This window comes from Ahrensia kielensis DSM 5890 (genome assembly GCF_000374465.1).
GTDB classification, from domain to species: Bacteria; Pseudomonadota; Alphaproteobacteria; order Rhizobiales; family Rhizobiaceae; genus Ahrensia; species Ahrensia kielensis.
Genome location: NZ_KB894529.1, coordinates 325,993 through 349,888, shown reverse-complemented (window position 1 = coordinate 349,888; position 23,896 = coordinate 325,993). Strand labels below are relative to the sequence as shown.

The window sequence follows — 23,896 nt, the reverse complement described above, 5'->3', positions numbered from 1 at the left end:
CTAGATATAATTTATTTAGTCGACGGATGAAATTTTAGTCACGCCGCCATGGGCGCCAGACCAAGACAGTGGATCATCCAAAAAGCTTTCGACCTGCGCCAATGTTTCTTTGTCGAAGTAATTGTTCTTTTGGCATACAGCCAAAACATCGCGCCATGTGGCAAGGTAATGCAAGTTGAGGCCGATTGATTGAAGGTTTTCGACGGCTTCTGGGAAAATGTCATAGTAGAACACAACAATTGTATCTGAGATTTCACCACCAGCTTGGCGGATAGCTTCACAGAATTTGATCTTGCTACCGCCATCGGTTGTTAAGTCTTCAACCAGCAAAACGCGCTTGCCATCAACGGAATTGCCTTCGATTTGCGCATCGCGGCCAAAGCCCTTTGGCTTTTTACGTACATAATGCATAGGCAGTGCAAGGCGTTCAGAAATCCATGCGGCAAAAGGTATGCCTGCTGTTTCGCCGCCAGCAACACTTTCGATTTGTTCAAAACCGATATCACGCAAAATCACGCCAGCGGCAAAATCCATCAATGTGCTGCGAATACGCGGATAAGAAATCAGCTTTCGGCAGTCGATATAGACAGGGCTAGCGAGGCCCGATGTGAGCATATAAGGCTCTTCGGGGCGAAAATGAACAGCGCCGATCTCCAGCAGCATTTTCGCTGTCATTTCAGCCATTAATTCGCGGTCAGGAAAGTTACTTGTGTTCATCATTGTGCCTTCTATAGGTCGCAGCGCTCAAATGGTGTCGGTGCTAATCTCTTCATGTTTCCAAAATAATGGAAAGCCGGGGTCAAATACAGTTACTTTGTCGTTTTGAACGTTTATTTTGTCTGGGTATGCAATAGGTGTTTCAGATTTGGTGAAACGAACGCGCTGATCGTTGGGTTTTAATCCATAAAATGCAGGGCCATTCAAACTTGCAAATGCTTCCAGATTTTCCAACTCTCCGTCCTGTTCAAACACATGGGCAAGACAGCTCAATGTGTTGAGGGATGTGTAAATGCCAGCGCAGCCGCATGCCGCTTCTTTTGCACCATCAGGATGCGGAGCAGAATCTGTTCCTAGGAAAAACTTTGCATCGCCAGAGGTTGCAGCTTTTCTAAGGGCAAGGCGATGTTCTTCGCGCTTGGCAACAGGCAGGCAATAATAATGCGGCTTGATACCGCCCGCCAGATAGGCATTGCGGTTGATAATTAAATGATGCGTGGTGATTGTCGCGCCAATATTGTCGCCGCCAGACATTACATAATCAACACCGTCACTTGTCGTTACGTGTTCCATGACGACTTTGAGTTCCGGGACTTTAGTGCGAACTGGATCAAGCACACGTTCGATAAAAACAGCCTCGCGGTCGAATATATCAATCTGAGGATCTGTAACCTCGCCATGCACCAAAAGCGGCAGGCCTATTTCAGCCATCTTTTCCAAAATCGGAACGATCGTTTCGAAGTTACGAACGCCGCTTTCAGAATTGGTTGTTGCGCCTGCTGGGTATAATTTTACACCCTTGATAAGCCCGCTCTCAGCGCCAGCAACGAGATCGTTCAAATCTGTTGTTTCGGTGAGATATAAAGTCATCAGCGGTTCGAATTTGTGACCTTCTGGAACAGCGGCTTTAATTCTCTTCGCATAATCACTGGCTTGCGCAGTCGTAGTAACTGGCGGCACGAGATTGGGCATAATGATGGCGCGCGCAAAATGCTCGCTTGAATGGCCAACCACCGCTTTGAGCATATCGCCGTCACGCAAATGAAGATGCCAGTCGTCAGGCTTTCTGATGATGAATTCAGATTGGCTCATTGCTGGGTCTCCGTACCGATGGTCCAGATTATACTGTTCCGCTGATAAGCGGGAATAAAATGGGTGTTTCTAAACTTGGTATGCGTGGAAATACCTGCATTGGGAAAAAGCGCAAGACCAAGCGCTTGTTCTATGGGGCAAATCCAAGGGTTTTACACCTTGCGCGAAGGCATATTGCTCCATAATCAGTCATTGCATCTCGGTGTGAATGATACAGTATGAATGTTGCCTAAATTATTTATAGGAGGGCGCTTTGACACGAATAGCTTTAGTTACAGGCGGTGGGTCCGGTATTGGTTTGGCATGTGCAAAAACGCTCGCTCATAATGATTATACTGTCATTATCACAGGCCGAGATCAGGAAAAGCTGAACAAAGCCGCTGTAGAAATTGGCAATGATTGTGAAGCGATTGCCAGCGATATTACGCAGCCTGATCAGGTGGACGTACTTTTCGATAGCATCGAAAATAAATATGGCAGGCTCGATGTTTTGTTTAACAATGCGGGTAATAACGTACCAGCCGCTCCGATTGGCGATGTGTCAGCCGAAGATTGGCTCAAAGTCATTAATGTAAATTTGAACGGTGCGTTTTTGTGTGCGCGCGGCGCATTTAACCTCATGCGTAAGCAAAACCCACAAGGTGGGCGCATTATCAATAATGGGTCTGTCTCTGCTTCAGCGCCGCGTCCAGGTTCTGCACCTTACACATCATCCAAACATGCGATTACCGGTTTAACGCGGTCAATCTCACTTGATGGACGCCCCTATAATATCGCATGTGGCCAAATTGATATTGGAAATGCAGCATCTGATATGACCAAGGAAATGGTGGAAGGTGTTCCGCAAGCGGATTTATCCATAAAATCAGAACCCGTGATGGATGTTGCTCATGTTGCAAGTTCAGTTCTACACATGGCGAATTTACCACTTGGCGCTAATGTTCAGTTTATGACTGTTATGGCAACGAACATGCCTTTTATCGGTCGCGGATGAATGTTTCTGTAAGCCGCTGGGCAGCCTATTGGTCGTTTCTGTTGCCTGTTCTCCTTCACTAGCTTAAAGCCATGTTCAGGTTCGCTAAGGTATACGGTAATTTCCACAGGCAATCTCATTGCAGCTAAAGCTTTTAAGTGAAATCTGCGCTAAAAAATTGCTACTGCTCGCCGCGTGATGTTGAAGCGAGAAATTCGGAGTACAAGTTTGACCACCCCCGCGAAAAATCCTGAAAACCGTTATGTGAACGATCTGCGACGTCTCGAATATGGACAGTCTCAGTTTTTCGGCATGCGAGGAATTGTTGTCCCGCTAGGTTTGTCTGTGCTGTTTTTAGCAATCGTAGGCTTGCTGGTTGGTCGCTTATACTCAGATTTAGGCAATGAAACGCTTATCGTTGTCATCGCTGCCATCGTCGGCGGATACATGGCGCTCAACATCGGGGCCAATGATGTTGCAAATAATATGGGGCCGGCCGTTGGCGGTAAAGTTCTAACCGTTCTTGGTGCCGTTCTTATTGCCGGCATTTGTGAAACAGCTGGCGCTTTGCTTGCAGGGGGCGATGTTGTCTCTACCGTATCAAAGGGCATTATCTCGCCTGAAAGCGGTGAAATTTCCGCTGAGAATTTTCGCTTCCTTATGCTTGCGGCCTTATTTGCCGCTGGATTGTGGATCAATTTGGCAACGTGGCTGAGTGCTCCAGTATCAACCACACACTCAATCGTTGGCGGTGTGCTTGGGGCAGGGGTTGCTGCATCCGGCTTTGGTCTTGTCGATTGGGATACAATGAGCCTGATTGCTGCAAGTTGGGTGATCTCGCCTGTGTTTGGCGGGGCAGTTGCAGCAGGCCTGCTTTACCTTATTAAAATCAAAATTTTGAACGTCGAAGACAGAATTACGGCTGCAAAAAAATGGGTTCCGATTTTGATCGCAGTCATGGCGGCTGCCTTTACGGCTTATATGGCGACAAAGGGACTGAGTAAAGTTTGGAAGCCGTCATCACTTGAGATTGTAATTGCCTCTGCAGCAGCATTTGTTATCGCCCATTGGTTTGCCAAACCTCATATTGCTCGTAAAATTATTGGGCGGAAAAACATCAAAAAAGACATGTATGGGCTTTTTGATGTGCCTCTCATTATTGGCGTTGCTCTGCTTTCATTTGCCCATGGTGCCAATGATGTGGCCAATGCTGTTGGGCCGCTAGCGGCGATCGTTTCCACGCTATCAGGCGCAGACGAAGTCGCAAGCAAGGTCGATATTCCGATTTGGGTTATGGTTGTGGGAGCCTTTGGAATAGCTATCGGCCTGGCTTTGTTTGGCCCCAAGTTAATCGCTGTTGTAGGTGAGAAAATCACACGTCTTAATTCACCGCGCGCATATTGCGTTGCTCTTTCATCGGCTATGACCGTGCTGATTGCGAGTAATTTGGGCCTGCCTGTAAGCTCAACACATATTGCGATTGGCGCAGTATTCGGTGTCGGTTTTTTAAGAGAATATGTTGAAAATCCCAATAAGCGTAAATTGCGCCCTGGCCATAAACTAAACGCAACGGCTGACGACGCATTCGATGCAATCGCAGCACACAGAAAACGTCGTTTGGTACGCCGTAACTTTGCGCTGTCTATTGCTGCCGCATGGGTGGTGACAGTTCCAGCATCCGCGCTACTGTCAGCTATTATTTATTGGCTTTTGCAGCTTCTTTGATTTTCGGTGCGAGACGTTTGAATTGTTTTATCACTTCAAGATAATCATCATGATAAGCAACGCGTGGCGCATCATCGAGTAACGCCCAATGCCGCTCGCGGCTATCCTTTTCCGGAAATTCATCAACTTGCTTGCGTACATACATTGGGTAATAAGTTACAGGAACGCGCTCGGTTGTGCCGTCGCCAATTGACTTGTCGATCATCACCGTCATGGGAAAGTCGGTTAGCACTTTACCCTTAATACCTGCTTCTTCGAAAGCTTCACGCAGTGAGGCTTCGTTATCAGTTTCGCCCTTTTTTGAGCGACCTTTCGGCAAAATCCACCGCCCGCGGGTGTGCGATGTCACAAAAAGCACGGCGATTAAATCGCCGCGCACGGAGAAGGGAATAATCCCAACACGGTGGTCCTTTTTTTTATCACTCATGGAATTTACTTTTAAGTGCTTCCTATAGGTTTTCAACGCTCTTTAAATTTAAGGAGCAATAATTAATGGCTGTCGCGCGGAAGCCCAATCTTTTGGGCTATTGCTTGATATTTAGGTGCGTTCTTGAGCACCATACCCTCATCAAATTGATCAACAATACCGCGCTGAATTTCTTGCCAAGGTGTTTGCGAAGCAGGGTAAGGATAACCGCCCTCAGCCGCCAGCGCTTCTTTGCGTTGCTGTAGCTCGGCTTCATCCATCAAAATATTGACTTCTGCTTTGTTCAGATCGACGCGAAGACGGTCGCCCGTTCTCAAAAGTGCGATTGCACCCATAGCCGCTGCCTCAGGTGCACCATTGAGAATAGACGGCGATCCCGATGTGCCTGACTGTCGCCCATCACCGATGCAAGGCAATGATGTGATGCCCTTTTTGATGAGGTAAGCAGGTGGCTGCATGTTAACAACTTCCGCCCCGCCCGGATAGCCGATAGGGCCAGTGCCGCGCATGACAAGAATTGTGTTTTCGTCGATGCCTTCTGCTGGGTCATCAATTCGGTGATGATAATCTTCCGGCCCATCAAAAACGATAACCTTGCCTTCAAAAGCATCAGGTTGATCAGGGTTTGATAAATAACGGTTGCGGAATTCTTCTGAGATAACACTGGTTTTCATAATAGCAGAGTTAAACAAGTTACCTGTCAGATTTATGAACCCTGCATTTTCCATCATTGGGTTTGCGACGGTTTTGATGACATCTTCATTGGCGTTTTTAACTTTACCACAATTGTCACCCATTGTTTTGCCATTGGCAGTCAACGCTGATGGGTGTGGTAAAAGGTTCGCTTTCATGAGCTCCATAACAACGGCCGGCACGCCGCCTGCGCGCGAATAATCTTCGCCCAGATACTCGCCAGCCGGCATTAGATTTACCAGAAGTGGAATTTTGTGACCGAGCTTTTGCCAATCATCATTTGTCAGTGGTACGCCAAGGTGTCGCGCAATGGCATTCAAATGGATAGGTGCGTTGGTGGAGCCGCCAATCGCCGAGTTGATGACGATTGCATTTTCAAATGCTTCACGCGTCATAATATCTGAAGGCTTGAGGTCTTCATTCACCATTTCGACAATGCGCTTGCCTGTCTCATAGGACATCTGGCCGCGTTCGCGGTAAGGCGCAGGTATTGCCGCTGATCCCGGTAACTGCATGCCAAGCGCTTCGGCAAGCGAGTTCATAGTCGTCGCTGTGCCCATTGTGTTGCAGTAGCCAACGGAAGGCGCTGAGGCCGCTGCTGCATCCATGAACTCATCATAATCGATTTCGCCAGCAGAAAGCTTCTCGCGCATTTTCCAGATTACGGTGCCAGAGCCTGCACGTTCGCCTTTCCACCAACCGTTCAGCATTGGCCCAACAGACAGTGCGATGGCAGGAATATTGACAGTGGCTGCAGCCATGAGCATCGCGGGTGTGGTTTTGTCACATCCAATTGTCAGCACAACGCCGTCAATTGGATAGCCGTAAAGTACTTCAACACACGATAAATAAGACAAGTTGCGGTCGAGTGCTGCCGTAGGGCGCTTACCTGTTTCCTGAATAGGGTGGACGGGAAATTCAATTGGAATTCCGCCCATGGCAATGATGCCGTCGCGCACGCGTTTCGCAAGCTCAATGTGATGACGGTTACAAGGAGAAAGATCAGACCCGGTTTGCGCAATGCCGATGATTGGCTTTCCTGATTGGAGCTCTTCTCGCGTCAAGCCAAAGTTTAAATAGCGCTCAAGGTATAAGGCAGTCATGCCAGGGTTGTCAGGATTATTAAACCAATCTTGGCTACGTAAACGTTTGGGCGCTTTGCTCATCATTTCCTCTAAATTTTATATATAGTGTGATTATGCCATACGCTATTTTGCATCAAGCGGTTACTTTTCTTCTGTCGTAAATTCTAGGAGATCACCAGGTTGGCAATCCAGCGCTTCGCAGATTTTTTCCAATGTTTCAAAGCGCACACCACGTACTTTGCCAGATTTTAACAGCGAAACATTTTGCTCTGTAATCCCAATTATTTCTGCGAGCTCTTTTGAACGCATTTTCCGTTTAGCAAGCATGACATCAAGTTGAACAATAATGGGCATTATACAAACCCTTTATTTTCTTCTTCTATCGATGCGGCGATAGACAATACATGCCCCAGAACGAATAAGGTTCCAGCCATCAGTAATGCGAAAAGTTCGTTTGTTCCAAAGCCGATGACAAGCTCTCGCTCGCCGAATGGATTGTCATTGGTGAGGATAAGGATTGAGACTGTTCGGGCTGCAATGCCATAAATAGCGACGAATAAAAGGCAGAAACCTGCAAGGCGTAATTGGCCCGTAGAATGTGTCGTCAGCACTTCTCTTTGTTGAAGTGCGGCAAACAGGCTGGCAAGTGCAGCAAGGCCTCTGCAAATGAATATAACAGTTACACTATTAATGAGGATGATCGTTGCGCGTGCAAAAATTGAAACATTTTCGGCAGAAAAGGAAGTGTTTGTATAATGGTCCGCCAAGGCTGCGCGTTCAAAGAACCATGTTGCGCCCGTAGCGATGCTTGCCAGTGCAACGAGGCATATGGAGAGCCAGCAAAGCCAGCGCATTGCACAGCTCAATTGGATCATTCGTGTAATTTGTTTGTCGATCATTAAAATTCTCATCAAGTAAACGTTGCAATAATTATTGTTTTACAATAATAAATGGCCGCATTGCAAGATTTTATTTACGTAGAGGCGTTTAAGTGACTTTAAATACAGCAAAATTTCAACGGCAGGCGAGCATGCTCGCGACTTTCATATGCCTTGCACCGTTAAGTGGATGCATGACAACACCAGTTTCCTCTATGGTGAAGCTCTCTCAATTATCGCCGTTGGATGCCAAGCCAAGCGATATGCGATTCGCCGTGCGTAGTCCGCACTATCTGCGGGTTCGCAATGGAGATATCAGCGTTACGATGTCATTTGATGCAGGTGATGAGGTGACGCGTTTTGTCGAGGTTTATAAACCTGTGATCGATGAAAATGCTATTCCGGGGCAAGGCATCTCAATTGGTACGCAGGATGGCTCTCGGCTTTCCATAGCAAGGCTATCCGAAGAGGATGCGGTCTCCATGAAAGCATTACAAACTCGCATCAAAGCTCTTAACGCTGCTGGCGTGGAAGGCGAAGGCCGTTTTTCAGTGAGTGCAACTGGCTGTGCAGAAAGCCAGATTCCTGATAAACCTATTTTGCTCACAACATGGATACGGAGGGCGCCATCGGAGGATTATTTTATCCTCACTCGTAATGTTGATATCCGCAAATTGTTGCCGCAATCAGGGAGCAGTCCTGTAGATATTCCTTCGTGTAACTAGCGATTATCTAACGCGTATTTAACGAGCGCTGCCGTGGAACTATCCAGCTTGGCAGCGCCTTTACCTGTCTGCACAACAGGTAAGAGCGCTGTTGCAAGCTCTTTGCCAAGTTCAACACCCCATTGGTCAAAGGCATTGATTCCGTAAAGCTGCGCTTCAACAAAAACGCGGTGCTCATAAAGCGCGATCAGGCGACCAAGCGCAAAAGGAGTGAGCTTCTTGTAAACGAGTGTCGTGGATGGACGGTTGCCAGAAAATACCTTGTGCGGCGCTAGGCGGTCCGCTTCAGCTTTCCGCATGCCTTTGTCGGTAAGTTGTTGATGAGCTTCTTCAAGGGTGCGCCCTTTCATCAAAGCTTCTGATTGCGCAAAACAATTTGCAAGCAGCAGCTGGTGATGCACGTCCATGCCGGTTTCATGGGCCGTGGCTGCAACAATAAACTCAACCGGTATTATGTCTGTGCCCTGATGGAGGAGCTGAAAGAAAGCATGCTGGCCGTTTGTGCCAGGCTCACCCCAAACGATAGGGCCCGATGGGCCGCACACGCTTTGCGAATCCAGCGTAACGCTTTTGCCGTTCGATTCCATATCGAGCTGTTGCAGGTAAGCGGCCAATCGTGAAAGGCGTTGATCATAAGGGATAACGGCGCGTGTCGAGTAATCACAAATAGCGCGATGATAATATCCGATAAGCCCCAGCATCATGGGAAGGTTTTCGCGGACAGGTGCATCTTTAAAATGCTTATCCATCGCATACGCACCATCGAGAAATTCACCAAAACGTACTGCGCCGATTGCCATCATGACAGGAAGGCCGATAGCGCCCCAAAGTGAATAGCGGCCACCAACCCAATCCCAAAAACCAAAAATACGGTCCTCAGCAATACCAAAGTCAGCAACCTTATCCAGCGCGGTAGAAACAGCACAGAAATGATGCGCAACAGCATCTTCGCTCAGCGCTTCAACAATTGCACGGCGCGCTGTTTGCGCGTTGGTCATTGTCTCGATTGTTGTAAATGTTTTTGAGGCGATAATGAAAAGAGTTGTCTCAAGATGAACATTTTTCAATGTATCGGCGATGTGAGCGCCATCAATATTAGAAACAAAATGACAGCGCGGACCATCATGATAAGGGGCCAGTGCAAGAACAGCCATTGCAGGGCCTAAGTCTGATCCGCCAATACCAATATTGACGATGTCAGTGAATTTCTTGCCATTTGAAGCTGTTATCTCGCCGGAGCGTACACCTTCACTAAATACGCCCATTTGATCAAGCACGGCGTTGACGTCATGCATGACATCCTTGCCGTCTTCGATAATAGGAAGGTTCGAGCGATTGCGAAGCGCCGTATGTAAAACCGCGCGGTCTTCCGTAATGTTAATGTGATCGCCATCAAACATCGCGTCACGCTTGGAGGCGACGTTCTTTTCGATCGCTAAATCTTCAAGCAAAGTCAGTGTCTGATCGTTGACGGCACATTTTGACCAATCAAGAAGCAAATCATCAAATGTGGCCGAGTTCTTTTCAAAGCGCTTGGGGTCGTTTGAAAAGGCAGCACGCATATCTTTGGGCGCATCGTTTTCAAAGTGGGATTTTAAGGCTTCGGTTGCTTTGGATTTGCTGGTCATCATCGGCTCCATGTGTTGCCGTTGGCTTTAGCAAATTATTGTGACAGCGTGAAGCTAAATCGATTAAAACTTACGTTCAGTAGTGTTTTTGCTACGATTCTAATGGTTCAGGATGTTTCTTGGGGTGCTAAGGATAGTACGCAGATATGCATCAATAAGCATATCTGCGTTAATAGACATCGTTCAGCGCTAAGCCTTCGTTTTGCTTAGCGCAGTTCTCGACGTAAAATTTTGCCCACATTGGTCTTTGGTAGATCGTCGCGGAATTCTACAATCTTCGGACGCTTGTAGTTCGTCAGGTTTGCCGCACAGTGCTTTTTCACATCATCTTCGGTAAGGTTTGGATCTTTCTTGACGACGAAAAGCTTTACGATCTCACCAGAGTGATCATCGGCAACACCAACCGCAGCTGCCTCCAGAATGCCTTCATGCATCGCAGCAACTTCTTCGACTTCGTTTGGATAAACATTGAAGCCAGAAACCAAGATCATATCTTTTTTGCGGTCAACAATATGCGTTTCGCCAGCCTCATCCATATAGCCCATATCGCCAGATAGGAAGAAGTTGTCTTTGGTCATGACTTTTTCGGTTTCATCAGGACGATTCCAGTACCCAGCCATAACCTGCGGTCCGCGAATACAGATTTCGCCAACTTCGCCAAGCGGCACGTCATTGCCAGCTTCATCGCGAATCGCGATATCTGTTGATGGCATTGGTAGGCCGATTGTGCCTTTGAATTCGGTCGCATCCATACGCATACCTGTTGCGACAGGCGATGTTTCTGACAAACCATACCCTTGCGTGATGAGGCAGCCTGTTAGTTCTTTCCAGCGTTTGGCCACAGGTACTTGAACGGCCATACCGCCACCAAATGTCATGCGAAGTTTAGAGAAATCTAGCTTCCTAAAGTCTTCATTATTCATCAGCGCTGTAAAGAGCGTGTTAAGGCCAGGGAAGAAATGGAAGTCTATTTTTTCGAGTTCCTTCACAAATGCTGGAATATCTCTCGGGTTGGTGATCAGTACATTATGCCCACCTTCTTTGATGCCCACAAAGGCATTAATGGTCAGAGCAAAGATATGATAGAGTGGAAGAGCGCAGACAAAATTGATGGTGTCTGGCTTGCCCATGCTTCGGTAGCCAACATCCAACCACATTTTTGACTGCATAATATTGGACAGAATATTGTTGTGCGTCAGTGTTGCACCTTTAGATACACCAGTTGTACCGCCCGTATATTGTAAGAAAGCCACATCAGCTAGTTCCTGTTTAACAGGTTTTGCTGTTTTGCCTTTGCCGTCAGCTATCGCGTCCTTGTAGCTAATATGTGCTGGTAGGGACCAAGCTGGGACCATTTTCTTTACGTGGCGAACAACGAGATTGACGATATGGCCTTTAAACCCAAGCGTATCGCCTATCGTGCCTACGATGACATGCTGAACATCAGTTTTTCCAATGACTTCCTGCAAAGTACTGGCAAAATTCTCGAGGAGGATAATCGCCTTTGCGCCAGAATCCTTGAGCTGATGTTCAAGTTCGCGCGGTGTATAGAGTGGGTTTACATTCACCACAACTAAGCCTGCGCGTAAAATGCCAATCATTACCACAGGGTATTGAAGTACATTCGGCATCATGATTGCGATGCGGTCGCCTTTAACAAACCCTTTCGACTGAAGATGAGCCGTAAATGCTTTTGCTTCAGCATCCAGCTGTGCATAGGTCATCGTTTTACCCATGCACGAGAAGGCAGGTTTTTCGGCGAATTTTTTTAGATAGACATCAAAAAACTCGCTCAGTGAGTTTTCAGATAGTGGGTTAATATCAGCTGCCACACCTTTCGGATATGAATTCAGCCAAATGCGTTCCACTTTTTTCTTGGTCATGCTGCCTCCCTTGCGATGTTGCTCGCACAGTCTCCCAACCGCACGGCAGCCTTACGCTGCTCCGCATCTATGTGTCATTAAGACGTATCCTAAAGAGCATTTTTTTAAACGCAAGAGATTTTGACGTTAACGTCAATCTTTTGCTGTAAAAAAAGCCTGACATGAAAGGGGTAGCATTAAATAAATGCGTTGTTCATGTCAGGCTGAAAGCCATGTCTATTGATTAAACAGGACGGCAGAGAGGAATATACCTCTCTTGTTAGATAACAACGACACGCGCACCAATAGGAACGCGGTCATATAGATCTTCAACATGGGTGTTGATCATACGGATGCATCCGTTGGATACGGAGCGGCCGATAGATGATGGCTGTGTCGTTCCGTGGATACGGTAATAGGTGTCACGTTTGCCTTTGTATAAATAAAGGGCGCGAGATCCGAGCGGATTGCTTGGGCCGCCTGGAACGCCACCAGCGTATTTCTTATATTTGCCAGGTTCGCGGCGGATCATATTTGCCGTTGGTGTCCACGTTGGCCATTTGGCTTTACGGCGAATAGTAGCTGTGCCTTTAAAGGCAAGTCCTGCTTTGCCAACGCCCACACCATAACGGCGTGCACGACCGGCGTTTTCAATTAAATAAAGAAAATGATTGCGTGGATCGACAACGATTGTCCCGCGTTTGTAATTAGATTTGTAACGTACCGATTGGGGTAAAAATTTGCGCGCAATAGTAAAGCCTTGCGCTTTGCTTTTTGCCATCGCTCCGCTTGTCATTGAAATTAGGGCGGAGGTTGCAGCGCCAAGTAGAAGGCTACGTCTTGTAATCATTTGAACAAATCCAATTTTAAAACAGCGTAAAAGGCAGGTTCACATTGCCCGTCTTTAAAAACGAGCAAAGCTACATATGAGAACAGTGCTGGAAAGTGTTTAATAAATCCAGAACCTGCTCATCAAAGTTATGTGAACCCAATTGAACGCGTTTAAAAGGGAATGTTAATTATTGGCGATTTTAGCCTTGGCCGCAGCATACTCTGTAGCAAGACGATCAACGAGATCCGCCACTGGTCCGACAGATTTGACTGCGCCAATACCTTGGCCGCAGCCCCAGATGTCTTTCCATGCTTTGGAGCCTTCTTTAGAGGCTTCATCAAAATCCATCTTGGTCGGGTCAGCTTCGGGTAGATTTGCTGGGTCCATGCCTGCCTTTTCAATAGAAGGCGCAAGATAGTTGCCATGTATTCCCGTAAAGTAATTGGAATAAACAATATCTTTCGCGGCGCTATCAACGATCATTTGTTTGTAACCATCGGCTGCACGGGCTTCATCTGTAGCAATGAAAGGGGAGCCGATATAGGCCATGTCAGCACCCATCGCTTGTGCAGCAAGCACCGCGCCGCCAGTTGCAATTGAACCTGATAGGAGGAGCGGACCGTCAAACCATTCGCGAATTTCTTGAATGAGCGCAAATGGTGACAAAGGTCCAGCGTGGCCGCCAGCACCGGCAGCAACGGCAATGAGGCCGTCTGCGCCTTTGCGAATGGCGGAATTGGCATGGCGGTTATTAATCACATCATGCAGCACGATGCCGCCGTAAGAATGGATTGCCGCATTGACTTCTGGCACTGCACCAAGCGACGAAATGACGATTGGCACCTTGTACTTCACGCACATGCGTAAATCATGCTCCAGCCTTTTGTTTGATGGATGTACGATTTGGTTCACAGCAAAAGGCGCTGCAGGTTTGTCAGGGTTCGCCGCGTTATGGTCTGCCAAACCTTCTGTAATTTCCGCCAACCATTCATCAACTTGTGCTTCTGGGCGTGCATTTAATGCTGGGAAGGAACCAACCACACCCGCTTTACACTGCGCCATAACAAGGGGCGGGTGAGAAATGATAAAAAGAGGTGCTGCCACAACAGGCAAACGCAGATTGTCTTTTAAAATCGCAGGCAATGTCATAATGGCTCCTCATTGACGTTTACGTAAATGACAATTAAATCAACTCGCACTTTTAGGCAAGATAGTTTCTGCAATTAGCAGATCAGTTCAACCGTTAATAAATTGAGCGGAACCGATGACATTTTTGCATTGGCTTAGGAATGACGTTCATGGGGATTAAGTGCTGATCTGCCGCGGTTAAAGTTCCTTATACTTTTCAATCATGTATAATTGTGCCATGTCCAAAAGACGTGATGGGCGCAGCGCAAATCGTTTGTGCCGAAAAAAGTAGGAATTGCTCTCGTGAGTAACTTGGAAACCGCATTGCGGGCTGCATTGAAAAAGGGCGATATTGATAGCCCTATTTTTAGACGTAAGGTTTATGAATCTGCGGCGAGTGCGATGCAACGCTCACTTCAAGCGCGGGGCAGCGTTACGAAAGAAGCTCTTGACGCACAGAACAAACGGTTAGCCGATGTTATCCGCACGATTGAAGCTGACTTAAAAGCTGCACCAAAGCCTGCGGTTAAAGCACCGCCTGCACCTCAACAAGCGCCTGTTGCACAACGCACAGAACCCTCATTGGACGAGCCGGTTACAGCACCGCCGCCGATGAGAAATACTCGGGATGAGCCTTCACTTTATGTTGAGCCACGCCCTGAAATGGCAAGCGCAAAACTATCACCCAACTCAAGTGAAAAAAAGGGGCGTAAAAAAGGGACACGTGCACCGTTTGCAAAAATGCTCACGGCTGCAGTGTTGGTTTCATTTCTAGGTGTTGGCTTCTTCTGGATATTCACGACCGATGGATTTAAGAGTGAGGAGGCGCGCGATACATCCGTGCCAAATCCAGACAAGGTGCTAGAAAGCGAAAGCTTTGAGGGCCGTGATCCGGGCACATCCAATGCGCCGGCAACGCTTGATAGCGCGGCCAATGATGATGAATGGGTAAAGCTTTTTTCTCCAAATGATCCCACGACACTCGGCCTTGTCGCTGGTGCGACAGCGGAGATGATGACTGATCCGTTTGGTGATTTCGTTTATCTTGTTACGCCCAATGATGAAGCTGAAGTTCAAATTGATGTGCCGCTCAGCTTGATGCAGCAGGCGCCTGGACGCACAATGCAGATCAGCTTTATTGCGCATGCTGATGATGATGCACCAACGCAAATGTCGGTGACATGTGATCTTGGTGCGCTGGGTGATTGTGGGCGACTTCGTTTTAACTTGGGGCAAGCACCTCAAGAATATTTAATGCAGGTTCAGGTTCCCTCTGATGCTCGTGCTTCTAAGCAGGGTATTTTGAAAATTGTTACAGACATCGAAAATGAAGCGCGCGCTATTAAGCTCTTAGAAGCACGCGCGCGCTTGCTCAATAATTAGCTGCGGTTGGTCTCTTCAATGAAGTCATAACCTTGTCCAATGATTTTATCATTGGCTTTCCCTATGACCTTTTCGGATTTTCCTTCGTATTCCATGTTTGAAAGCACGTGTCTTAAAACTTCCAAACGACCGCGTCTTTTGTCATTATAGCGCACAATGTTCCAAGGAGCATTGTCTGTATGGGTCGCTTTAATCATCTGGTCACGCGCATTGGAATAATCATCCCATTTGGACATGCCAACAATATCGATGTCAGAGAGCTTCCAGTGTTTTAGTTTGCTGTGTCGACGGTCGTGAAAGCGTTCCAGCTGTGTGGCGCGGCCAATATTGAGCCAGAACTTGAAGAAATGAATACCTTCATCGGAAATTACTTTTTCGAACCCCGGTACTTCAAACAAAAACTTTTCATGTTGCTCTGGTGTGCAGAAGCCCATTACAGGCTCCACGCCGCCGCGATTATACCATGAGCGGTCATAGATGGTGATTTCGCCAGATGTCGGGAAATGCTTCACATAGCGCTGAAAATACCATTGCCCTTGTTCCGTCTCGGTTGGTTTTGAAAGAGCGATAACATTCGTTTCGCGCGGGTTGAGATAGTCGGTCAGCACATTGATGGTGCCGCCTTTTCCAGCTGCATCGCGTCCTTCAAATACGATGATCATGCGCTCGCCGGTTTTAACCATATGGCTTTTTAATTTGACGAGCTCTTCTTGTAGCGCTTCGAGCTCGTCTTCATAATCGCTCCGTTTGAGCTTTTTATCATAGGGATAACCACCAGCTATCATCGCATTGTCTTCGACCCAGTCAGGCATTTTAGGGTCGTCAATATCAAAAACATGATCCTTGCCGTCAAAAGAGATCGTGATCGCGCGGCTATCGTTCTTGGTGTTCATGATTGATCCGTCATTTATGTTTCACATAGGTTTGCGAAAGCTAGGGCTTCCGTTTTGGTTCGTCCAGCCCTAAGTATATAAAAGGAAACGCGATTATGAGCGCGCCGCAATTTCTTTTCGATCATGAAGAAGCAGGTGATGTGGACAGAGTAACGACCTATTACAGTCGCTTAAAGGCGCATCGCTGGCTTTTGGTCGGCGCGTTGTTTATTTTCGCCTGTTTACTGCTCGGTGGATGGCTAAAGCCTATGCAAGCTTTCATAAGCTCATTTGCAATTATTATTCTGGCTATGCTTGCGCCTGTGCAATCACGCAAGGCACGAATTAATGCGGAAGCAAATGCTCTTAGTCAAACGGCGAACGACCGTCATATTCATGCAATCTCCAATGCAATCAATGATCCCATTATGCTTATTAGTTCAACAGGCACGCTTCTTTATGCCAATGAAGAGGCCGAGCGTGCGTTTGGCCGCATTGAAATTGGAACGCCCATTGTTCTTCGCTTAAGAAGCGAAGAAGTTCGAACCTTAATTCGCTCAACGCTTGATGGTGTAAAAACAGGGACTATTGAGTTCGTTGAGAAATCGCCTTTGGAGCGATGGTTTTCTGTGTCGCTAAAACCTGTTTCGAGTGACGCAACGAAGCCGCAATATTTGATGCATTTTCATGACCTTTCGGAAACGAAAAAAACCGACAAAGTAAGATCAGACTTTATTGCAAATGCGAGCCATGAACTGCGTACACCTCTTGCTTCACTTATGGGCTTCATCGAAACCTTGGCTGGTCCAGCGCGGAATGACGAGGTCGCACGCGATAGATTTTTGAAAATTATGCAAGATCAGGCTGGGCGCATGTCTCGTTTGATCGATGATCTTCTCACATTAAGCAGGTTCGAAACCGCTTGGGGGCAGTCAAGTTTTGAAGAGGTCGAACTCAAGGCCGTTCTTACCCATGTAACAAATGCTCTGAGCCCTATGGTGAGCCAAACGGGTTCAACCATTAAACTCTCCTTTGCAACTGAGCTGGATGAAGCGCTCAAGCTGCGCGGTAACCGCGATGAAATTATCCAGCTCTTTGAGAACCTCATAGAGAATGCCATTAAATATGGAAAAGATAATGGGCAGGTAAATGTCGATGTGAGTGAGGATGCTGCGGGCCAAAATTTCATCGTCGAGGTGCGCGATGATGGTCCCGGTATTTCAGAAGAGCATTTGCCGCGTCTTGTCGAGCGCTTCTACCGTGTCGATGTGGATACGAGCCGGGGCAAGCAGGGCACTGGCCTTGGCCTTGCCATCGTGAAGCACATTATACAGCGTCACAAAGGGCGTTTGAACGTGAAATCAAAGCTTGGGCAGGGTACGAGTTTTTTTGTAGCGCTGCCAAAAATTCAATCAAAATAGAGTTCTTCGATATAGCTGTTTAAAAACAATATCTTAAACTGTCATAAAAGGGCAATGCAAGTGCCCTAAAAACCCCGCAGCGACGGAACTGAAGTCGCTTTCACGTCGCGCCAAGCGACACACGGTATAAGCCCCACGGGAGCACATTATGAAATCTCTTAAACTCGCTCTTGCTGTCGCTATCAGCGCAACGGCAATGACTTCATTCGCACACGCACGTGACCAAATCCAGATTGCTGGTTCTTCAACTGTTTTGCCTTATGCAAAAATCGTTGCTGAAAACTTCGGCGAAACTTTCCCGAACTTCAAAACACCTGTTGTTGAATCAGGCGGTTCATCTGCTGGCCTTAAAGAATTCTGCCGCGGTGTTGGCGCTGAATTCATCGATATCGCAAACGCTTCTCGCGCAATCCGCGAAAAAGAAATTGCTGCTTGTGCTGAAAACGGTGTTTCAGACATTCAAGAAATTCGTATCGGTTATGATGGCATTGTTTTCGCATCAGACATCAATGGCCCTGACTTCGCACTTGAACCTGTTGATCTTTACAAGGGTCTTGCAGCTAAGGTTGTTGTTGATGGCGCTCTCGTTGAGAACCCATACAAAACTTGGAACGAAGTAAACCCTGACTTCCCTGAGTGGGAAATTGCGGCTTACATTCCAGGTGAAAAGCACGGCACACGTGAAGTTTTCGAAGAAAAAGTTCTTCTTGTTGGCTGTGAAGAAGCTGGCGGCCTGAAAGCACGTATGGATGCTGGCATGGACGAAGATGCTTCTGAATCAGATTGTTACGCTGTTCGCAAAGATGGCGCAGCTGTTGATATCGACGGCGACTACACAGAAACATTGTCACGTATCGATGCAAACAAAACAGGCATGGGTGTATTTGGTCTCGCATTCTACGAGAACAATACAGACAAGCTTAAAGTTGCAACAATGTCTGATGTTGTACCTACAACTGAATCAATCGCTAAAGGCGAATATCCAGTTTCACGTCCGCTTTTCTTCTATGTTAAAAAAGCACACCTTGGCGTAATTCCTGGTCTTCAGGAATATGTTGAGTACTTTGTTTCAGATGACATGACTGGTCCAGATAGCCCATTGGCTGAATATGGTCTTGTTGCTGCGCCTGAAGCAGAACGCGAAATGGTACGTGAAGGCTTCACGTCCGGTAAAACTATGTAATTAGACATTCAATGTGGGCAGGTGGTAATTGTGCTACCTGCTTGCATTGGTCTCAAGTTTAGACTTTTTATATGCAAGCCGAATTGGGCTTTTATTTAAATGGTCTGAAATAAGGATTTGAAATGAGTCTCTCGGCGATCATTTTGGTGGTAGTTGTTCTGGGTGTTATCGGTTGGTTTGTTGGCGTTAGCCGTTCGAAATCACTGGTCGCAGGTAATGTCAGTCAGCTTCATTCAAGACCCACTTATTACGGATCCTATATTTTTGTTTGGGCCGTTTTACCTGCTATTTTTGTTGCTGCAATTTGGTCGATTGTCAGCCCTATCTATGTTGATAATCAAGTGCGCGGTCATCTTCCTGCAGAAGTGCTTTCGCAGGAGCAAGCGCAACAAAATCTATCCATGAATATCGTTCAAAGCATTGCGCGAGGGCTCAATACGCTTAGCAGTGAAAATCGCCCTGCTGATGATGTGACCATTGAAGATTTAAAGCCAATTCTAGCAGAGCAGGGTGTGGCTATTGCCGGTAGCGGCGAGACTTACATGATTACTTCTGCACGGCAGATGAACTCAATGACGCGTAGCAGCGAAACCATGCGTGCAGTCGTCGTTATTGCGTTGTCGCTCATCGGCTTTGTGCTTGCTTATATGCAGATCACTGCAAAGTTGCGTGCACGTAATAAAGTTGAAGGCGTTGTAACAGGAGCGTTAATTGTCGCTTCGTCTATAGCGATTTTGACGACCGTCGGCATTGTGTTCTCAATGCTTTCAGAAACAACGCGTTTCTTTAGCAGCGTGCCGATGACGGACTTTTTCTTCGGTGTAGTTTGGGACCCTCGTTTTGCCAATGCAAGCGATCCAAATGCAGCAGGTCAGTTTGGTCTAATACCGCTGCTTGCTGGAACGCTATATATCGCTTTCGTTGCAATGCTTGTGGCGGTGCCAGTCGGCCTTTTCTCCGCTATCTATATGGCTGAATATGCAGGTCCGAAGCTTCGCTCAGTTGCAAAGCCTTTGCTCGAGGTGTTGGCGGGTATTCCAACCATCGTTTATGGTTTCTTCGCTCTTGTAACGGTTGGTCCGTTCTTGCGGGACCTTTCGGCGCAAATCTCTGGTATTGTATCCGATGGCGGCAGCAGTTTCATTCAAGCGCAATCGGTTTTGACGGCCGGTTTCGTGATGGGCATTATGCTGATCCCTTTTGTTTCTTCATTGTCAGATGACATCATCACGCAGGTGCCTGGTTCTATGCGTGACGGTTCATTGGGGCTGGGCGCAACGCGATCTGAAACAGTGCGAAAAGTGATTTTGCCCGCAGCCCTTCCGGGTGTGGTGGGCGCGCTACTTTTAACGGCATCCCGCGCGATTGGTGAAACCATGATTGTGGTTTTGGCCGCAGGTGTTGCTGCGCGTCTGACGATTAATCCATTCGAGCCGATGACGACAGTTACCGTTAAAATCGTTAGTCAGTTGACGGGCGATCTCGAGTTTAACTCACCGCAAACGCTTGTTGCCTTTGCGCTTGGTCTGACACTTTTCTTTATCACCTTGGCGCTGAACGTTTATGCGCTTTACATCGTCCGTAAGTACCGCGAGCAGTATGAATAATGGCTGATACATTCCCTACTGATAACAATACTGTAGCTCCAAGGCGCCGCGATATTGGTTTGAAACAACGTTATGCTGCTGAGCGCCGCTTCCAGCTTTATGGAAAACTGGCGATTGCATTCGGCTTGTTTTTTCTAGCCTTGCTTTTGTGGACGGTGGTTTCAAAAGGCTACACGGCGTTTCTGCAAACATCGATCAATCTCGACATCACTTTTGACGAGACTGTTATTGATCCAAAAAATGAGCGCAATGAAAATCCGATGAAGTTGTTGACGGCCAATTATCCTAAATTGGCTGAAGCTGCTCTTTATCAAAAGCTTGGCATTGACCCGAAAGATAAAGCGCAAACCAAAGCTGCTGACGCACTTATTTCAAAAGGTGCACGCACTCAGCTTCGCGACATGTTGGTGTCGAATCCAGACTTAATGAACAAAACTCAAAATGTTTGGGTGCTTGCTTCTGGCGAGGTCGACTCTGCGATCAAAGGTCAGTTTGACCTTTCGGTTGATGAGAGCCGCCGTAAGATCAAAGACAATCAACTTGAGATGATGGATCGCTTGAAAGCTGATGGTTCATTAGAGGGTCGCTTTAATACAGGCCTGTTCACAAATGGCGGCTCAAGTCGGCCAGAAACAGCAGGCGTTGGTGTCGCGATTATTGGCTCTGCTTATATGATGCTGATCGTGCTTTTGACATCACTTCCTATTGGTGTGGCCGCATCCATCTATCTTGAAGAGTTTGCACCAAAAAATAAACTGACAGACATAATCGAAGTGAACATCAATAATTTGGCGGCTGTACCGTCTATTGTTTATGGCTTGCTTGGACTGGCTGTTTTCATCAACTTTGCTGGAATGCCGCGCTCGGCATCGCTGGTTGGTGGTCTCGTTCTATCTTTAATGACCCTCCCAACGATCATTATCGCCACGCGCGCTGCACTAAAAGCAGTGCCACCATCAATTCGTGCGGCTGCGCTCGGTATTGGTGCTTCTAAAAATCAGATGGTCTTTCACCATGTCCTACCGCTTGCTGCGCCCGGCGTTTTGACGGGCACCATTATTGGTCTTGCGCAGGCTTTGGGTGAAACAGCACCGTTGCTTTTGATCGGTATGGTCGCCTTTGTGGTGGATGCACCGGCAACACCGCTTGATCCGGCAACGGCACTACCTGTTCAAATCTTTATGTGGGCGAACGAAGCAGAACGCGCTTTTGTGGAGCGTACATCAGGTGCAATTATCATACTGCTGGCATTTCTTGCAGTTATGAATATCACGGCAATTTTCTTACGTAGACGCTTTGAGCGTCGCTGGTAATGGGCGAAAAACAATGAAACACGATGTAATAAAAGAGTCGGAGATCATAAATATGAACGACGAGAGCAAAACGCCCAAAGTTAAAATGGCAGGTAAAGGCGTTGAAGTTTTCTACGGCGCAAAACAGGCAATCAACGGCATAGACTTGGAAGTTTATGAGCGACAAGTGACTGCGCTTATTGGCCCTTCAGGTTGTGGTAAATCAACTTATTTGCGTTGCCTAAACCGCATGAATGATACGATTGATATTTGTAAGGTCAAAGGTCTTTTAACGCTTGATGGCGAAGACATTTATGACCCTAATATTGATGTTGTGGAATTGCGCGCACGCGTAGGTATGGTGTTCCAAAAACCAAACCCATTTCCAAAGTCAATTTACGAAAACATCACTTATGGCCCGCGTATTCACGGCCTTGCAAAATCAAAAGCTGATTTGGATGTTATCGTCGAAAAAAGTTTGCGCGGTGCAGGTCTATGGGAAGAGGTGAAAGACCGTCTTTTGGAGCCTGGTACAGGCCTTTCCGGTGGTCAGCAGCAACGTCTTTGCATTGCACGCGCAATAGCGGTTCAGCCTGAAGTCATTTTGATGGACGAGCCATGTTCGGCGCTTGACCCAATTGCAACTGCGATTGTTGAAGAATTGATCGGCGAATTGCGCGAGCAATATACTATCGTCATCGTGACACACTCCATGCAGCAGGCTGCGCGTGTTTCGCAGCGCACTGCCATGTTCCACTTAGGCGATTTGGTTGAAGTGGATGATACAGAGACCATTTTCACCAACCCTTCTGAAAAACGCACACAGGATTATATAACTGGCCGCTTTGGCTAAGTTTAATCTGTTCTGATTAGGAAATTGAAATGATAAAGCAACATACGGTTTCAGCGTTCGAAGATGAAATGCAGTTTCTCACGCATAAGATTGCTGAGATGGGCGGCCATGCTGAAAAAATGATCGGTCAGTCAGTTAAAGCGCTCACGACAGGCGATGTAGACCTTGCACGTGCCGTTATCAAAGATGACATGCGCCTTGATGAAGGCCAGCGTGAAATTGATGATAAAGCCGTGCTATTAATTGCACAGCGCCAGCCAATGGCGAACGATCTGCGTGAAGTTTTTGCCAATATCCGTATTTCGTCTGATTTAGAACGCATTGGCGATATGGCAAAAGGTATCGCAAAACGTGTCAGCTCTGTTTCTGAATATTCACACGGCGTGAAATTTGCGCGCGGCATTGAGCATTTGAGCGAGCTTGCCTCAGCGCAGCTCAAAGAAGTTCTGGATTGCTACGGCACGCGTTCAGTTGACGAAGTCAATAACATTATTGAGCGCGACGAAGAAATTGACGCAATGTACACGTCTCTATTCCGTGAATTGCTCACTTACATGATGGAAGATCCGCGTAACATTACAACATGTACGCATCTCCTGTTCTGCGCTAAAAATATCGAGCGTATTGGCGACCATGCAACAAATATTGCCGAGGCAACATATTATATGGTCAAGGGTCAAAAACTTGATGCAGCACGTCCAAATGAAGACAAGACACATAAAGTCAGCCTAGATTAAGCTGGTGGATACGAGGTGATGTGATGAGCGCAAAACCACGCATAATGGTTGTTGAAGACGAAGAAGCATTAAGCATTCTTCTGAAGTATAACCTTGAGGCAGAAGGGTTTGAGGTTGAAGCTGTTAGTCGCGGCGACGAAGCAGAAGATATGCTGCGTGAAAGCCAACCTGACCTTTTGCTGCTTGATTGGATGTTGCCTGGTGTAAGCGGTATCGAGCTTTGCCGTAGGCTGCGTGCACGCCGTGAAACGCAAGATATGCCAATCATCATGTTGACCGCACGCGGCGAGGAAAGTGAGCGTATTCGTGGTCTTTCAACGGGTGCAGATGATTATGTCGTCAAACCATTTTCAACACCTGAATTGTTAGCGCGTGTGCGTGCAATGTTACGCCGCGCGAAGCCGGAAGTTCTTGCAGACCGTTTGACAGCTGGTGACATTCAGCTCGATCGTGAAGCGCACCGGGTTTATCGCAATGAGCGCGAGTTAAAGCTTGGTCCAACTGAATACCGTCTGCTTGAGTTTTTTATGTTAGCTCCAGGGCGCGTATTTTCGCGTGTACAGCTTCTTGATGGTGTTTGGGGTGATAATATCTATGTTGATGACCGCACCGTTGATGTCCACATCGGGCGTCTACGCAAGGCGATAAATATTGGCCGCGTTAAAGATCCAATTCGCACTGTTCGCGGTGCAGGCTATGCTTTGGAAACCGTGAAATAATACACTCAAATGAGCACAATTAAAAAAGGCGGCTTTTAAGCCGCCTTTTTGCTTTATCTATATC

22 protein-coding genes are annotated in these 23,896 nt (G+C 47.2%); 11 read left to right on the top strand and 11 right to left on the bottom strand.

Annotation, left to right across the window (positions count from 1 at the left end; genetic code table 11):
- Nucleotides 1–15: 15 nt before the first annotated feature.
- Entirely contained in the window at nucleotides 16–717 is a 702-nt protein-coding gene (locus C504_RS0107845; RefSeq protein ID WP_018688777.1) for an orotate phosphoribosyltransferase, read from the bottom strand.
- A gap of 27 nt (nucleotides 718–744) precedes the next feature.
- Nucleotides 745–1,809, bottom strand: a complete 1,065-nt coding sequence (pyrC, locus tag C504_RS0107840) for a dihydroorotase (protein ID WP_018688776.1) — start codon at nucleotides 1,807–1,809, stop codon at nucleotides 745–747.
- Between the two features lie 253 nt (nucleotides 1,810–2,062).
- Here pyrC and C504_RS0107835 point away from each other — a divergent pair, with 253 nt between their 5' ends.
- Entirely contained in the window at nucleotides 2,063–2,803 is a 741-nt protein-coding gene (locus C504_RS0107835; RefSeq protein WP_018688775.1) for an SDR family oxidoreductase, read from the top strand.
- Nucleotides 2,804–3,010: 207 nt separating this feature from the next.
- Nucleotides 3,011–4,507: an inorganic phosphate transporter gene (locus tag C504_RS0107830; RefSeq protein WP_018688774.1), complete on the top strand. Its 1,497-nt coding sequence runs from the start codon at nucleotides 3,011–3,013 to the stop codon at nucleotides 4,505–4,507.
- Here C504_RS0107830 and C504_RS0107825 read toward each other — a convergent pair.
- The 4 genes from C504_RS0107825 to C504_RS0107810 all read right to left on the bottom strand — a co-directional run bounded on the left by C504_RS0107825 (nucleotide 4,479) and on the right by C504_RS0107810 (nucleotide 7,611).
- On the bottom strand, nucleotides 4,479–4,934 hold the full coding sequence (locus C504_RS0107825; protein ID WP_018688773.1) for an NUDIX hydrolase: 456 nt from the start codon (nucleotides 4,932–4,934) through the stop codon (nucleotides 4,479–4,481). The two genes, C504_RS0107830 and C504_RS0107825, sit on opposite strands and share 29 nt — an antisense overlap.
- Before the next feature lie 62 nt (nucleotides 4,935–4,996).
- Complete coding sequence (locus tag C504_RS0107820) at nucleotides 4,997–6,793, bottom strand: IlvD/Edd family dehydratase (RefSeq protein WP_018688772.1); 1,797 nt, start codon at nucleotides 6,791–6,793, stop codon at nucleotides 4,997–4,999.
- A gap of 60 nt (nucleotides 6,794–6,853) precedes the next feature.
- Complete coding sequence (locus tag C504_RS0107815; protein WP_018688771.1) at nucleotides 6,854–7,066, bottom strand: helix-turn-helix domain-containing protein; 213 nt, start codon at nucleotides 7,064–7,066, stop codon at nucleotides 6,854–6,856.
- Nucleotides 7,066–7,611 carry a DUF2975 domain-containing protein gene (locus tag C504_RS0107810; protein WP_018688770.1) on the bottom strand — a complete coding sequence of 182 codons (546 nt, stop codon included), beginning with the start codon at nucleotides 7,609–7,611 and terminating at the stop codon, nucleotides 7,066–7,068. Before C504_RS0107810 ends, C504_RS0107815 begins: the two co-directional genes overlap by 1 nt.
- 173 nt (nucleotides 7,612–7,784) lie before the next feature.
- Between C504_RS0107810 and C504_RS0107805 the strand changes: the two genes are divergently transcribed.
- Nucleotides 7,785–8,315: a hypothetical protein gene (locus C504_RS0107805; protein ID WP_156815891.1), complete on the top strand. Its 531-nt coding sequence runs from the start codon at nucleotides 7,785–7,787 to the stop codon at nucleotides 8,313–8,315.
- Here C504_RS0107805 and pgi read toward each other — a convergent pair.
- The 4 genes from pgi to C504_RS0107785 all read right to left on the bottom strand — a co-directional run bounded on the left by pgi (nucleotide 8,312) and on the right by C504_RS0107785 (nucleotide 13,786).
- Nucleotides 8,312–9,943: a glucose-6-phosphate isomerase gene (gene pgi, locus C504_RS0107800; protein ID WP_018688768.1), complete on the bottom strand. Its 1,632-nt coding sequence runs from the start codon at nucleotides 9,941–9,943 to the stop codon at nucleotides 8,312–8,314. The two genes, C504_RS0107805 and pgi, sit on opposite strands and share 4 nt — an antisense overlap.
- Before the next feature lie 206 nt (nucleotides 9,944–10,149).
- Nucleotides 10,150–11,826 (bottom strand): long-chain-fatty-acid--CoA ligase, encoded by a 1,677-nt coding sequence (locus tag C504_RS0107795; protein ID WP_018688767.1) that lies wholly within the window; start codon nucleotides 11,824–11,826, stop codon nucleotides 10,150–10,152.
- Between the two features lie 259 nt (nucleotides 11,827–12,085).
- Complete coding sequence (locus C504_RS0107790) at nucleotides 12,086–12,601, bottom strand: L,D-transpeptidase (protein ID WP_018688766.1); 516 nt, start codon at nucleotides 12,599–12,601, stop codon at nucleotides 12,086–12,088.
- 219 nt (nucleotides 12,602–12,820) lie between these two features.
- Nucleotides 12,821–13,786, bottom strand: a complete 966-nt coding sequence (locus C504_RS0107785; protein WP_018688765.1) for an NAD(P)H-dependent flavin oxidoreductase — start codon at nucleotides 13,784–13,786, stop codon at nucleotides 12,821–12,823.
- A 282-nt stretch (nucleotides 13,787–14,068) separates the two neighbouring features.
- On the opposite strand from C504_RS0107785, the gene C504_RS0107780 reads away from it, so the two are divergent.
- Nucleotides 14,069–15,148, top strand: coding sequence for a hypothetical protein (locus tag C504_RS0107780; protein ID WP_156815889.1), 1,080 nt, complete (start codon nucleotides 14,069–14,071; stop codon nucleotides 15,146–15,148).
- On the opposite strand, the gene ppk2 is transcribed toward C504_RS0107780, so the two are convergent.
- The gene (ppk2, locus tag C504_RS0107775; protein ID WP_018688763.1) at nucleotides 15,145–16,041 is read right to left on the bottom strand and encodes a polyphosphate kinase 2; all 897 of its coding nucleotides are present in this window, start codon (nucleotides 16,039–16,041) and stop codon (nucleotides 15,145–15,147) included. The two genes, C504_RS0107780 and ppk2, sit on opposite strands and share 4 nt — an antisense overlap.
- Nucleotides 16,042–16,136: 95 nt before the next feature.
- On the opposite strand from ppk2, the gene C504_RS17440 reads away from it, so the two are divergent.
- From C504_RS17440 to phoB, 7 genes are all read left to right on the top strand, one after another.
- The gene (locus tag C504_RS17440; protein WP_018688762.1) at nucleotides 16,137–17,441 is read left to right on the top strand and encodes an ATP-binding protein; all 1,305 of its coding nucleotides are present in this window, start codon (nucleotides 16,137–16,139) and stop codon (nucleotides 17,439–17,441) included.
- A 148-nt stretch (nucleotides 17,442–17,589) separates the two neighbouring features.
- Nucleotides 17,590–18,624 carry a substrate-binding domain-containing protein gene (locus tag C504_RS0107765; protein ID WP_018688761.1) on the top strand — a complete coding sequence of 345 codons (1,035 nt, stop codon included), beginning with the start codon at nucleotides 17,590–17,592 and terminating at the stop codon, nucleotides 18,622–18,624.
- Nucleotides 18,625–18,746: 122 nt separating this feature from the next.
- On the top strand, nucleotides 18,747–20,231 hold the full coding sequence (gene pstC / locus C504_RS0107760) for a phosphate ABC transporter permease subunit PstC (RefSeq protein ID WP_018688760.1): 1,485 nt from the start codon (nucleotides 18,747–18,749) through the stop codon (nucleotides 20,229–20,231).
- Nucleotides 20,231–21,544 (top strand): phosphate ABC transporter permease PstA, encoded by a 1,314-nt coding sequence (pstA, locus tag C504_RS0107755; protein ID WP_018688759.1) that lies wholly within the window; start codon nucleotides 20,231–20,233, stop codon nucleotides 21,542–21,544. The genes pstC and pstA overlap by 1 nt, the downstream gene beginning before the upstream one ends.
- A gap of 52 nt (nucleotides 21,545–21,596) precedes the next feature.
- The gene (gene pstB, locus C504_RS0107750) at nucleotides 21,597–22,376 is read left to right on the top strand and encodes a phosphate ABC transporter ATP-binding protein PstB (RefSeq protein WP_041951608.1); all 780 of its coding nucleotides are present in this window, start codon (nucleotides 21,597–21,599) and stop codon (nucleotides 22,374–22,376) included.
- Nucleotides 22,377–22,405: 29 nt separating this feature from the next.
- Nucleotides 22,406–23,113, top strand: a complete 708-nt coding sequence (gene phoU, locus C504_RS0107745) for a phosphate signaling complex protein PhoU (RefSeq protein ID WP_018688757.1) — start codon at nucleotides 22,406–22,408, stop codon at nucleotides 23,111–23,113.
- 23 nt (nucleotides 23,114–23,136) lie between these two features.
- Nucleotides 23,137–23,832, top strand: coding sequence for a phosphate regulon transcriptional regulator PhoB (gene phoB / locus C504_RS0107740; protein ID WP_018688756.1), 696 nt, complete (start codon nucleotides 23,137–23,139; stop codon nucleotides 23,830–23,832).
- Nucleotides 23,833–23,896 lie beyond the last annotated feature (64 nt).

Coding starts and splice junctions, on each gene's coding strand:
- C504_RS0107845 (WP_018688777.1), bottom strand. CDS start 717: ATGAACACAAGTAACTTTCCTGACCGCGAATTAATGGCTGAAATGACA.
- pyrC (WP_018688776.1), bottom strand. CDS start 1,809: ATGAGCCAATCTGAATTCATCATCAGAAAGCCTGACGACTGGCATCTT.
- C504_RS0107825 (WP_018688773.1), bottom strand. CDS start 4,934: ATGAGTGATAAAAAAAAGGACCACCGTGTTGGGATTATTCCCTTCTCC.
- C504_RS0107820 (WP_018688772.1), bottom strand. CDS start 6,793: ATGAGCAAAGCGCCCAAACGTTTACGTAGCCAAGATTGGTTTAATAAT.
- C504_RS0107815 (WP_018688771.1), bottom strand. CDS start 7,066: ATGCCCATTATTGTTCAACTTGATGTCATGCTTGCTAAACGGAAAATG.
- C504_RS0107810 (WP_018688770.1), bottom strand. CDS start 7,611: ATGATCGACAAACAAATTACACGAATGATCCAATTGAGCTGTGCAATG.
- C504_RS0107805 (WP_156815891.1), top strand. CDS start 7,785: ATGACAACACCAGTTTCCTCTATGGTGAAGCTCTCTCAATTATCGCCG.
- pgi (WP_018688768.1), bottom strand. CDS start 9,943: ATGACCAGCAAATCCAAAGCAACCGAAGCCTTAAAATCCCACTTTGAA.
- C504_RS0107795 (WP_018688767.1), bottom strand. CDS start 11,826: ATGACCAAGAAAAAAGTGGAACGCATTTGGCTGAATTCATATCCGAAA.
- C504_RS0107790 (WP_018688766.1), bottom strand. CDS start 12,601: ATGACAAGCGGAGCGATGGCAAAAAGCAAAGCGCAAGGCTTTACTATT.
- C504_RS0107785 (WP_018688765.1), bottom strand. CDS start 13,786: ATGACATTGCCTGCGATTTTAAAAGACAATCTGCGTTTGCCTGTTGTG.
- ppk2 (WP_018688763.1), bottom strand. CDS start 16,041: ATGAACACCAAGAACGATAGCCGCGCGATCACGATCTCTTTTGACGGC.
- C504_RS17440 (WP_018688762.1), top strand. CDS start 16,137: ATGAGCGCGCCGCAATTTCTTTTCGATCATGAAGAAGCAGGTGATGTG.
- C504_RS0107765 (WP_018688761.1), top strand. CDS start 17,590: ATGAAATCTCTTAAACTCGCTCTTGCTGTCGCTATCAGCGCAACGGCA.
- pstC (WP_018688760.1), top strand. CDS start 18,747: ATGAGTCTCTCGGCGATCATTTTGGTGGTAGTTGTTCTGGGTGTTATC.
- pstA (WP_018688759.1), top strand. CDS start 20,231: ATGGCTGATACATTCCCTACTGATAACAATACTGTAGCTCCAAGGCGC.
- pstB (WP_041951608.1), top strand. CDS start 21,597: ATGAACGACGAGAGCAAAACGCCCAAAGTTAAAATGGCAGGTAAAGGC.
- phoU (WP_018688757.1), top strand. CDS start 22,406: ATGATAAAGCAACATACGGTTTCAGCGTTCGAAGATGAAATGCAGTTT.
- phoB (WP_018688756.1), top strand. CDS start 23,137: ATGAGCGCAAAACCACGCATAATGGTTGTTGAAGACGAAGAAGCATTA.